The 12,219-nt window shown below is 39.0% G+C and carries 9 protein-coding genes and 1 pseudogene; 2 read left to right on the top strand and 8 right to left on the bottom strand.

The window, feature by feature from the left end; translation table 11 throughout:
* Window positions 1–66: 66 nt before the first annotated feature.
* Both ACOWPH_RS22670 and ACOWPH_RS22665 read right to left on the bottom strand, forming a co-directional pair.
* Entirely contained in the window at window positions 67–639 is a 573-nt protein-coding gene (locus ACOWPH_RS22670; RefSeq protein WP_015212374.1) for a phycobiliprotein lyase, read from the bottom strand.
* Between the two features lie 72 nt (window positions 640–711).
* Window positions 712–1,392: a HEAT repeat domain-containing protein gene (locus tag ACOWPH_RS22665; RefSeq protein ID WP_015212373.1), complete on the bottom strand. Its 681-nt coding sequence runs from the start codon at window positions 1,390–1,392 to the stop codon at window positions 712–714.
* Between the two features lie 191 nt (window positions 1,393–1,583).
* Here ACOWPH_RS22665 and ACOWPH_RS22660 point away from each other — a divergent pair.
* Window positions 1,584–1,799, top strand: a pseudogene (locus ACOWPH_RS22660) (DUF892 family protein); the annotation flags it as partial.
* Window positions 1,800–2,085: 286 nt separating this feature from the next.
* Here the strand turns inward: ACOWPH_RS22660 and ACOWPH_RS22655 are convergent.
* Complete coding sequence (locus ACOWPH_RS22655) at window positions 2,086–2,886, bottom strand: fasciclin domain-containing protein (protein WP_015212371.1); 801 nt, start codon at window positions 2,884–2,886, stop codon at window positions 2,086–2,088.
* Between the two features lie 919 nt (window positions 2,887–3,805).
* On the opposite strand from ACOWPH_RS22655, the gene ACOWPH_RS22650 reads away from it, so the two are divergent.
* Window positions 3,806–5,890 carry a TonB-dependent receptor plug domain-containing protein gene (locus ACOWPH_RS22650; RefSeq protein WP_015212370.1) on the top strand — a complete coding sequence of 695 codons (2,085 nt, stop codon included), beginning with the start codon at window positions 3,806–3,808 and terminating at the stop codon, window positions 5,888–5,890.
* Between the two features lie 405 nt (window positions 5,891–6,295).
* On the opposite strand, the gene ACOWPH_RS22645 is transcribed toward ACOWPH_RS22650, so the two are convergent.
* The 5 genes from ACOWPH_RS22645 to ACOWPH_RS22625 all read right to left on the bottom strand — a co-directional run bounded on the left by ACOWPH_RS22645 (window position 6,296) and on the right by ACOWPH_RS22625 (window position 12,054).
* Window positions 6,296–7,138, bottom strand: a complete 843-nt coding sequence (locus ACOWPH_RS22645; protein WP_015212369.1) for a hypothetical protein — start codon at window positions 7,136–7,138, stop codon at window positions 6,296–6,298.
* A gap of 219 nt (window positions 7,139–7,357) precedes the next feature.
* Window positions 7,358–7,801, bottom strand: coding sequence for a GNAT family N-acetyltransferase (locus ACOWPH_RS22640; RefSeq protein ID WP_015212368.1), 444 nt, complete (start codon window positions 7,799–7,801; stop codon window positions 7,358–7,360).
* Window positions 7,802–7,843: 42 nt separating this feature from the next.
* On the bottom strand, window positions 7,844–8,902 hold the full coding sequence (gene mtnA / locus ACOWPH_RS22635; protein WP_015212367.1) for an S-methyl-5-thioribose-1-phosphate isomerase: 1,059 nt from the start codon (window positions 8,900–8,902) through the stop codon (window positions 7,844–7,846).
* Between the two features lie 303 nt (window positions 8,903–9,205).
* Complete coding sequence (locus ACOWPH_RS22630) at window positions 9,206–11,227, bottom strand: cation:proton antiporter (RefSeq protein WP_015212366.1); 2,022 nt, start codon at window positions 11,225–11,227, stop codon at window positions 9,206–9,208.
* A gap of 101 nt (window positions 11,228–11,328) precedes the next feature.
* Complete coding sequence (locus ACOWPH_RS22625) at window positions 11,329–12,054, bottom strand: SIR2 family NAD-dependent protein deacylase (RefSeq protein WP_015212365.1); 726 nt, start codon at window positions 12,052–12,054, stop codon at window positions 11,329–11,331.
* Between the last annotated feature and the right edge of the window lie 165 nt (window positions 12,055–12,219).

Here is a 12,219-nt window from a genome sequence, read left to right as displayed (position 1 = left end):
ATCTATAATTTCTTCCCAATCACCAATCACCAATCACCAATCCCCATTCCCCTCAATATTCAGGTTTTAGCTTGCGGGTGCATTAACCGCATTAGCAGCCTCAGCAGCTTTTGCAGCTGGTGTACTACCCATACGAATTTCTGAAGTAAAAGAAGCCATACTAAACCCACCAAACCGCTTCAGGACACTTACCCGCATCCGCAAATTGGGGCTGGCAAACCACAAGCGTTCTTCAGACCACATGGTTTCATATTCAGTAATGAGGGTAAGAGCGCCATCATCGCCCATTTTATAGCTGCCCGCAACAGGGGCTTTTTCTGCATAACCCATTTCCCGCAGTAATTTACCTTCATCTGGGTTATCTGCATTAGGGACAGTGGCTAAGACGGTAGAACCTTGGTGTTTTTCTTCATCCCATTCCATTGTCCCGTTCCAGGTAACTCGCGCACCACAGGAAGCTGTACTAGGTTCAATTTCATACTGTTGACACAATTTGATCACTTCTGGATGATCTGCGGCCAGCATCTCAATCACGATATCTGATTTACCATCTTCCGATTGCTTAAAAGCCAGATGGTGACTGGTGCGATGAGAAAACCATTTACCAGCGCTTAACTCAAAAAATTCTTCAATATTCATGAATCAAATGATCCTGTATCAAAATTCTAAAAATCCTACTTTTATTATTAAAAGATAGCAGGAGGCGTTTATTTAATTTTGCTTGTCTATTTCTTCGAGTCTGGTGAGAGAAATTCTTGCAGCTTCGGCAACATGGGAATGACTGTCTTTTTCCAGGTATTTCAAAGCTGAGATACTCTTGGGTGTGGGCAGATTGCCTAAAGCTTCAGCTAGACGTTGCCGCACTAACCAATCCTCGGCTTGGGCAAAGCGCAGGATATTATCTACAGAGTCAATGGATTTGATTTCTCCCAAAGCGGAAATAGCAGCTTGTTGGATGACGACTTCTTTGCTATCCAATGCTTGAATGAGGATTGTCCGGGCGCGGGGGTCTTTAATATTACCGAGAGATACGGCGGCGCTAAATCTTACTAGCCAGTCGGTATCTTCATAAAATGCCCGTGATAAAGCTTCTAATGCTCGGTTATCTCCTAAATATCCTAAAGCCCCAGCGGCATCAGCACGAATACCATAATCTGGATCAGTTTCCAAAATTTTCACTAAAATGGGGTAGCATTCTGGGGTTTGTTTGATCCCTAGGGCAAATACTGCCATTGAGCGCAGTTGGAGGGATTCATCATCTAAGACCTTTTTAATTAAAGGTACGGCATCCTCTGGGGATATGTGGCGTAAGTTGGCCAAGGCTACCATGCGATCGCGCAAATTTGGACTTTCTAGCTGGGTAGAAATTATCTCTAAGTTGGGAACAGTCATTATAGTTAAAAGCGTTTTCTTTACTTATCTTTAACTTTAACGTAATTCACTACTTAAGCCCCAAGACCGATTCTGATGTATTCAAATTAGCAGTCCGATTTAACACTCAGGTATGAAGAGAAGACGGAAAAATCAACGTAGGGTTGAGGAACGACTGTCAACCACAGCGTCAAATCTTCAGGAGATTTACAATGGTTCAAATTACTGAACGTCCAGGAACAAAGAAAATCACCAATTCACAAGATAAGTTCATCTATGAAGTTGGTGTTATGTACGATGCTGAAAATCGCTTCTTAGAAGCCCAGCAGATGATCTGGCAATGTTGTCAAAACAATCAGTTAAAGTCTTTAGTTGAGACTCATATTAGCGAAACTGAGCAGCAAATTAGTAACCTAGAGCAAGTTTTTGATATGTGAATTCCATGAACCTCTCTCCAATTCCTCTCCGACAAGGAGAGAAGCGGTTCAATTCTTTGTGGAGAACCAAAAATTAAGCATTTTAACCCTCCTTCGGCAAAGAGCAGAGATTTGCCGGAAAGGTTCTACTAAGTAGTCGAACTCACATTAAAAAAGTCTGGATTCATACTCTAACCTTAGTAGGCCACAGCCTTAAGACTGTGGCTTTTTTGTATTATTGATGAATTTGTATTCTACTCAATTTCCAGCTTGCTTGTTAGCAAAAAATTCTGCCAATCTACAAACTAGGTGGCAAAATCAAATTATCAATTACATGAATAACTCCGTTGCTTGCTGGAATATCCGCTTTAGTGACCTGAGCGTCATTTACAAATACGCCTTTAGCAGGATCTATTTTCACATTAATGGGATCACCTTGCACACTAGTAACTTGACCAGATTTTAAATCGCTGGAAAGGACTTTCCCTGGTACTACATGATAAGTTAAAACCTTGACCAATACTTCCTTGTTCTCTGGCTTTAACAAGTCCTGTACAGCATCTTGTGGTAATTTGGCAAAAGCTGCATCAGTGGGAGCAAAAACAGTGAACGGCCCTGCTCCTTTCAATACTTCTGTAAGTCCAGCGGCTTCTAAAGCCTTGATGAGCATTGTAAAAGAACCCGCTGATTCTGCTACTTCTATAACGTTTTTAGTTTCAGTTGTTTCGGTTGGTTGTGAGGTTGGTTGTGGTTTGGTATCAGAAGTTGTTGGCGTTTCTATTCTAGGTTGAGTTGGTCTGACTGGTGGTGTTTCACTAGGTACGGTACGGCCATTATAGGGAGGTTCGTTGAAAATATTTGGTCTAGGATTGAGTACTCCACTTCCCTGGCTCTGGGCTATCTGTGTTTTACTTTTAGTGTTGCCATTTTCTGTTTTTAAAGCCAGGTTAGCAGGTATGGATTGAGAATTTGCTTGTATGCTTTGATGGGGATTGAGGATTTCATTCGCTCTAGATGGTAAAGTTACCAGGAGACTAAAGCCAGTTACTCCTAGTATGCACGCGAGGTTGGTCACTAATTTGCTGTAATTAGCCTTCATAAATTTGGTTTGTCTTCATTTTTAACAAGCTACATAAAAACTTATAGCATTTTGCCAACCCAAAATATAACTACAACAGGAAGTCTATTTTTTTTTGCAAAAACTTAGTTAGCGCTGTTAAGATAAAGTTTTATAGATTGTTTGCTCTTAATGATCAGCATAATTTAGCCAAAAAGTTAATGTAAATTTGGTAACAAAGATTCTAGAAACCCTGCCTACAACCTCTCTACAAGGTTTATGTAATTGGTTTGGGTCAATCAGTTGTTGATATTGCCGAATCTGACAATTCTATTGTATTTCAAGATTTACACAACTGGCATATTAATATTAGTAAGTTTTCTCAGATGTGAAATATCTATTCTCACATCTTGCACCTACCGAATAAACCCAGAAATAGCAGATGTAAATTACAAAAAAATCACAGTTTACAAAAGCTAAGTATTCAGGAGTATATAGTCATAAAGGTAACTTCTGGAACAGGAATATCACACAAAAAATAAAAGATAGATGTTGATATGGAGCGATTGCGCTCCAGCGCACTGCCGTCGGCAATCGAATAATATAGAATTAATTCCAGAGTTTGCATTTGGGACTAAAAACATAAGAGAAAAGGCGTGAAATATATCATAAAAAAGCAAGAACAATGCTTGCCAACGCCCAGGAGCTAGTCTACACCCTATCTGGGGTGAGGCTGCACAAAAAGCCCTTGAATCTTTGTTTCCTCAAATTGCCGTGTCTCTTCTTTTACTTGATATCCAGCGACTTGCTCCCTTTGCACGTGGTTGTGGTTTTGACATTCATGTTTCCAGGTGCAATAGGTGAGTTAATTTAACTATGACAGCTTGTCTTTTGACAGTTTTTTTATTAATAGAGACAATTCCACATAGTGATTGTTTTTACCGGGTGTGAGTTCAGAAATATGAATAAGAGTTTTGTTTTCCTGCCAGTCTCTTTACTGAGTTTACTGGTAGCATTTCCTGCTGTAGCTAATGATCATAAAACTGAGCAGAATATAGTAAATTCTGATATTCCTAATATAAGTGAAATTGAATTACCTGCTAATAATGCTAAATTATTAACTCAACAACCTGTATCAAACGAAGTCGAACAAGAACCTGAAATAGAAGCAGATCCAACTCCCACAAATGATGCAGATATCTCCATAGAAGTAGTTGGAGAAAAAGATGCATTACCTGAATCTACCCCCACTTATGTCATTGAAAAAGAAGAAATTCAAAAACAGGGAGCTACTAGCGTCGCTGATATTTTAAAAAGAATGCCTGGGTTTGCTATCAATGATGTCGGGCATGGAGCAGATATTCACACAGGCACATACTACCGTGGCGCATCAATTAATCAATCTGTATTTCTGATTAATGGTAGACCAATTAACACCAACATCAATACTTATCATGGAGGAACTGATTTAAATAGCATTCCCATAGAAGCTATTGAAAAAGTTGAATTATATAGCGGGGCTGCTTCCTCTTTATATGGTTCATCAGCTTTTGGGGGAATTGTAAATATCATCACCAAAGCAGGCTATAGTCAGCCAAAATTAACTGGTAGTGTAGAATTTGGCTCATTAAATTTAAACAACCAACAAATAACTTATGCCGGTTCCACTAATAAAGTAAAATACAATTTTAGCTTTGAAAGATACTTTATAGATAACCGTTACCGTGTTCCTGTTGGTGCAGCAAACCGTGACTCTGAAGGATTTTTATCAAATGCTGATACTGCAACTAGTAGCTATTTTGGCAGCATTGGTTTAGATTTAGATTCTAAAAATTCTTTGAACTTAGATGTAACTGCACTTAGTAGTCGTCGGGGCTTAATTTATTTTGGGTTCCCCTTACAAAGGGATAGATTAGATCATGATAATTTGAATATTGGTTTATCTTGGAAAACTCGACTTGGTAAGAATAACGACTCAAATCTGACAACTACTATCGGTTATAACCAAGATTACTTTAGCACCTATGGACCAACAGGAGCGACATTTTATCGCACAGGAGTTTTAGATACTCAACAAATTACAGCCAGGGTTGATCATGATTGGAAACTTAGCCCTAATAATCAATTACGTTGGGGTATAGATTTAAAAAATACCGATTTAAATGGTGATGTTTTCAGCACAGCCCCAAATCGCATTAATCAGAATGAAACCGAAAATAGAAATCTCTTTCATAAGGCTTTATTTGCTGTAAATACTTGGCAAATTAGTGATGCTTTGCTAGTTGATTTAGGGCTAAGACAAAGCTTTGATGGACAGTTTGGTAGTTACCTTAATCCCAGTGCTGGCTTACGTTATGCCATTAATCCAGTAGTTGCAGTTCGTGGCAGTTGGGCAGGGGCGCAACGCAATCCTGGGTTAGATCAATTATATGTTTATGATACGGTACATGGTTGGGACCCCAACCCGGATTTAAAACCAGAAACTGGTTCTACCTGGACTGCGGGAGTGGATATTAATTTATCTAGTAATTTGCTGGCACAGTTTACATATTTTGGCAGCAGTTTAGATAATCGCTTAGGAGTAATTAGTGGCAGGTGGGAAAATATTGGCTTAGTCGATACGAATGGTTTAGAAGCTGCTTTGCAATTAAAGATTGCTCGTGAATGGTCTACTTTTGTCAATTACACTTATACAGATGCCCAAATTAAAACAGGCACGGAGAAAGGTTTACAATTAGGTTTAATTCCTTACTCTTTGCTGCAAACTGGAATTGGTTATCAAAAAGATGGATGGCAAGCTAATTTGTATTTGACTTATAATAGTGGAACTCGTCGTTCTATTTTTACCAATACTGCTGCTGGTGATAGAAATACAGATTTCTCTCCATCTTTTGTGAATTTAGATTTGAGTGGACGCATTCCTGTGAGTAAAAATTTGGGCGTTACTGTTTATTTAGAAAATTTACTGGGTGAACAATATGAACGTGTTAATCGCATTTATAGTCCTGGGTTTACTTTTCGTTTGGGTTTAACTGCAAATATATAATAGACATCTGGTGGAAAAGATTGTAGAGGAAAGAATCTTTATCCAGATCACTTCTCTACAAGGGTTCTAAAATATAGCGGTTATCGGCTGAGTGAGGTACAAAAACCCCACCCCCAACCCCCTCCCCGCTGTTTCGTGGAGGGGGCTATGATATACTTCATGCGATTAGGAAACGCTATATCAAGAATAATTGACCGCAGATAAACGCAGATAAACACAGATAAAGACGGATAATTCAATTGATGTCCAGGACTTACGCAAAACATCACGAAATTAGGGGTAATTCATGAATTACCCCTACGAAAGAATCATGTTTTTGATTACTTTGTGCGTAATTCCTAATGTCATTATTCTGTGCAGTCTCATATAAAATTGGTATGAGAATGTTAGATTGACGCTACATCCTTATTTCAATTTTGTGGCTTTGAGAATTTCGCTATTACCTTTCTTGACAATTAGGGTGGAAGCAGCATTTCCATCTTCTGTAATCGGTTGTTCTAGTATGTAAATATAATCTCCATTTTTCCAACCTGTAACACATTTTCCATCCCGACAAGAGATTTTACCACCTGTTAATTCAATACATTTACCTTTAGTGTCACATCCTTTATAACTAATATTGCCTGTATTATTAATTCCTGTCCAAGAGTCATGATTACTTGTGGAAATTGTCCACTCACCATTACTGATAGTTTGAATTTTGGTATTTACAAGGGGATATTTTTCTTTTGATATTTCTCCACTTATAACTTGATTGCCTGTAATAATACTTCCTGAGATATTTTCAGAATTAGATGATCTTTGATCACCTAAAACTTCCATCTTGGTAATTATAGACTCTTTGCGAGTTTTGCCACAGGGTTCAGCACTTTCACAATCACTCACTGATTCTATTGTGTAAGTAGCACGGACTTTTTTATTTAAGAATTTTGCTTCTTCTGCACAAATTTCAAAGCTTGCACCAACTTGGTGTTCAATGCCTTTTTCATCTACTAATGTGGCATAACATAGTAAATCACCATTGACTAATTCTTTGACTGTAGCAATTTGTGGTTGTTGAGTTTTATTGGTGCTATTGCTAACGCTTTGAGTGGTAGATTTTGTTTCAGCTTGAGTATCTGTTTTTAGTTGAGATTGTGCAGTAGTATTAGTTGATTTTTCTGTGGTTGTATTAGTTGGTGAATTACTACAACTGACCAGAGAGATACAGGAAAGAATTAAGGATATTGTGAAAATTAATTTTCTCATAGATGTTTTTACTATTTTCTAAAAACTAGATTTACTTGTCTAACAGAATGGGATATTACTGTTTGTATTATATACTCAAAAATACTGACTATTTTAGATTTGTTATTAAGCGGGGATTAAGTAAGTTTAGCTGGTTCGACTCACTTACGAAATATCTAGCTTTTTAGTCTAAGACATTTTCTAATTGTATAACGACATTCAGCAGCGAGTATTTTGCCATTACTGCAACTGTAAAGCGTAATGGTAAAAGTCTTCATTTTTAATATAATCTCGCGTTTCGTAAAGTTTTTGTGCGGTTGTATTAGTAATTTGAGTAGCTAAAATTACGCGAATTGCTCCATTCTTTTTTGCGTATTCTTCTGCCGTATTCATTAGTAATTTTGCAATTCCTCTGCGACGATATGACTCTTCGACATATAAATCGTTCAATATCCATATTCGTTGCATCGACACTGAAGAAAAACTGGGATAAAGCTGAGTAAATCCAACTAATTCTCCATTGTTATTGGCTGCAAATATTACCGAGTCATGATTCTGGAAACGTTCTTTGAGGAATTCCTTGGCAGCTTCGAGGTTTGATGCTTGATTGTAAAAAATACGATACCGATTAAATAGTACTGCAACACTTTCAAGATGATCAATATTAGCCAAAAAAACTTCCATATAGTTTACACCTATAGCCCAGATTCCACGATTAAAAAACGTTCAGTAATGATTGAATATTTGCTGAGATAGAGTATGAAGCTTGACTAACTCATCAGGTGCAAAAACACCTTTTTCTGTAATAATTGCTGTGATTAATTCTGCGGGAGTGACATCAAAGGCAGGATTATAAAATTCGACTCCTGAAGGTGTCAGGATAGTATCACCAATTTGATATATTTCGGCTGGGTGACGTTCTTCTATGGGGATTTGGCTACCATCGATTAAGGTAAAATCAATGGTGGAAAGAGGTGCAGCAACGAAGAAGGGAATATGATGTTTTTGAGCTACTATAGCTAAACTGTAAGTCCCGATTTTATTAGCAGTATCACCATTAGCGGCAATTCTATCAGCACCGACAACCACAGCATCAATTAAACCTTGTTTCATGCAATGTGCGGCCATGTTGTCAGTAATCACTGTTACGGGAATTCCTTCTTGCACACATTCCCAAGCGGTGAGTTTTGCACCTTGTAAACGGGGACGGGTTTCGTCTGCAAATACCCTTGTTAGTCGTCCTTCTCTCCAAGCGGAACGCACTACACCTAATGCGGTACCATAACCGGCAGTTGCTAAAGCACCGGCGTTACAGTGAGTAAGTATAATTAGTTTTTCTGGTGTTTTGGGTAAAGCTGCTAAACCATGATTACCTATGGCTTGACAGGTTTGGATATCATCGGTGTTGATAGTTTGGGCAGTTTCTAGGAGAGTTTGTTGAATTTCGGCGACTGTGCCTATAGTTTCATAAGCGGTTTGCATCATTCTCCCAATTGCCCAAAATAAGTTTACTGCGGTGGGGCGGGTAGAACGTAATAATTGGGCGACTTTTTCTAATTGTTGCAAAAATTCGGTGCGATCGCTTGTTTCAATTTCCCTCGCACCCAAATACATCCCATAAGCCGCAGCGACACCAATCGCTGGCGCACCTCTAACAATCATAGTTCTAATCGCCTCAGCCATATCTTCACTGCGATGAATTTCCACCACAGCATACTCATTTGGTAAGCGGGTTTGGTCGATTAGTAAAACTGAGTTATTTTTCCAAACAACGGGATAAAGCATAATTCAAAAGGAGTTAGGAGTTAGGAGTTCGGAGTTAGGAGTTCGGAGTTAGGAGTTCGGAGTTTGGAGTTTGGAGTTTGGAGTTAGGAGTTTGGAGTTAGGAGTTTGGAGTTTGGAGTTAGGAGTTCGGAGTTCGGAGTTTGGAGTTTGGAGTCAGAAGTTTGGAGTTAGGAGTTAGGAGTTCGGAGTTTGGAGTTCGGAGTTCGGAGTTTGGAGTTTGGAGTTTGGAGTTTGGAGTTTGGAGTTTGGAGTCAGAAGGAAGAATAATAATAAATTTCCCTTATTCCCAGTCCCCAATCTCTACTACTGGGGTAAGTAGGCAATTATCATAGCAACTTTAGGGTTATTGTGGGCGATCGCTTCGGGGACATGACCAAGTAGTGAAGATATCTGGGTTTTCTGGGCTACAGAACCATTTAACAACAATAAATCACTTGTTTTCAGTAACCGTGATACTTCTTTAACAAAATTACCCCTTACTTTTTGGATTGGTGTATCCGCTGGTAGTCCGGCATCAGTAAAATCAATATCTACTCCTTTTGTGGTGACGACTTCCAATAGTTCTAAAGATGCTTTGAGTTCTACAGCCAAATTCTGGGCTAATTTGATACTTTCCCTAAAAGAACTAGCATTGGCTTGTTGGCTGGTGAAAGCCAGGAAGACTCTTGATGTATGTTCAATAGGTAAGGGAAAGCGAGTTACTAAAACAGGTATAGAACTGCGTTGCACGATTTTATCAATTACGCCGCCAAATAAGTTTTCTTGGTAGGTTGAGTAGCCTTTCCAACCGCAAACTATGACACTTGCTTGTTTTTCTACAGCTACCCGTGCAATGCCTTTGTCAATTGATTCATCAATTCTACCAATAGTTGTAACTTTAGCGACTGAAGCATGGGCAATCATTTCTGCGGTGGAAAGTAACTGATTTTGTCTGGCTTTAGCATCTGGAGAAATTGGTTCACCTTCTTCGATGATGATATGTAGAGGTAGAAGTGTACCTGCGGCTGATTTAGCTAAGAGGATTGCTAACTTTAACAAGTTATCTTCAGTATTTGGGTTAGCAACAGGAACTAAAACGCGATCGCCTAAACTGATCCCTTCCTGCTTTTGGGGAGTAACATTTTGTGTTTTCATTTTTTGCCCCCACTTTGCTGTCACCCAAGGGGAAGCAATGCAGGTAACTAAAATCATAGCGATCGTACCATTCACCGTTAATTGATCAACCAATTTGATGTTGTAAGCAACGGTAATTGCTGCCAGAGTAGAAGCTGCTTGTGCTACAGATAGCCCAAACATAACCATAATATTGTCGAAGTTGTATCCAAATAATTTACCTGCACCCCACGCAGGGATATATTTAGCGACTATAGCCACTGTCACCATGACACCGGAGACAATGAGGGATTTTGGTTCTTGAATCAGAATCCCTGGATTCACCAACATTCCCACCGAAATCAGGAAAAATGGCACAAACAGAGTATTACCAATAAATTGAATCCGATTCATCAAGGGACTAAGTTGGGGAATCAATTGGGTAATGGCAACTCCTGCCAAAAAAGCACCAATAATCGGCTCAATTTTGACTACTTCTGCCCCATAGGACACCACAAACAGGGTAGCGAGAACGAAGGTAAACTCTGCACCTTCATCATGTCCAAATTTGCGAAAAAACCATTTTCCTAAACGGGGAACACCCCAGAGTGTCAAGAAAGTATAGATGATGAGTGAAGGGATGAGAAATAACCAAAACTGTAAAGTTAAATTCCCTTGATGCGCCCTAACTACCACGGCTAATACTAACAGTGCCAGGATATTAGTGATCAGAGTACCACCGAGGGTAGCAGTTAAAACGGGCGATCGCATAATTCCCAGTTTACCTACCACAGGTAAAGCCAGCAGAGTATGGGAAGCAAAACAAGAAGCAACTAGAATAGCAGGTAAAAAACCGTAACCTATTGCCAACATTGCCCCTGTTCCCAAAACCATAGGTACAGCAAAGGTGGCTAATCCAAAGATTAAAGCCTTATCAGCGTTATATTTCATGTCATCAAGACTGGTTTCCAAACCTGCCATAAACATGAGAAACAACAACCCGACTGTACCTAAAAGGACAATAGTGTTATCTCGTGCCAAGAGTCCCAAACCATTAGGCCCAACAATCACCCCCGCTAAAATTAACCCCACAATCCCCGGTAGCCGTATTTTTTCAAACAACAGAGGGGCAATAAGCATAATGCCCAAAATCGTCAAAAATACTGGTACTGGCTCTTTAATGGGCGTAGATACCATCGCAGGAAACAAAAGAGAGAACGTGTCTATGTTCATAGATATTTGTCAGCTAGTACGTTGGCACTCCACTAAAATATCTAGTCCTTGCTCAAAAGACAAATGCCTATGGTAACTATTTTTAGATATATTTCGGAGAATTAATCGAATTCTTCCTTTAAAGACTCCACTAAGGCTGGTAAATATTTTGTGGCTTTACCCTCAAGCACAGTAAACCCAGCTAAGACTTCATTATGAGGATGAGGATCAATAAAATACTTTACAGGCACATCCTGAAAAAACTTCAATAAATTCGCAGCCGGATAAACCTGTGCAGAAGTCCCCACCACAATAAACACGTCTACCTGATTTTGAATTTTATACAAATTATCAACTCGCATATCCACCGCTTCCCCAAACCAAACCACGTCTGGGCGTAAATGTTTACCACATTTAGGACATAAATCACCTAATTGTACTGGTTGAGTAATTTCCCATTTATAATCACATTGCCATTCTGCATACATCGGGGGGATATCAAAATGCCACTCACATTTTTGGTAATCTATTCTACCGTGAATATGCCAAACATCTTTTACACCAGCTTTTTCCAATAGAGTATCAATATTTTGGGTGATGCAAACCACATCAAAATTATTTGCTAGTTCTGCGATCGCAAAATGTGCCGCATTAGGTTGACATTCTTGCATTTGTGCAAATCTTTGGGCGTAAAAATCTAGCACCATTTTTTGATTTTGCATCCAACCTAAAGGTGTTGCTACATCTTCTATTTTATATCCTTCCCATAATCCCCCAGTACCCCTAAAAGTAGGAATACCACTTTCAGCAGAAAGTCCCGCACCACTAAAAACAACTATTTTAGGCATATCCAAATTAGACCTTTAGGTAAGAAATAAAAAATTAAAGGTTGGGGTTGATAGTAAACATTTGTAAACCATCAGATAAATTCTGGGATTTGAACAGAGAAATAAATGGAGAAGTGCGTAAAAACACGTTGGTCAAATCCAAAAACTTTATTTGCGGGCAAATAA

Origin of the sequence: Anabaena sp. PCC 7938 (assembly GCF_049315035.1) — a bacterium.
Classification (GTDB): Bacteria; Cyanobacteriota; Cyanobacteriia; order Cyanobacteriales; family Nostocaceae; genus Anabaena; species Anabaena cylindrica.
The sequence above is the reverse complement of the archived record's forward strand: the minus strand, read 5'-3'. Positions and strand labels throughout refer to the sequence as shown.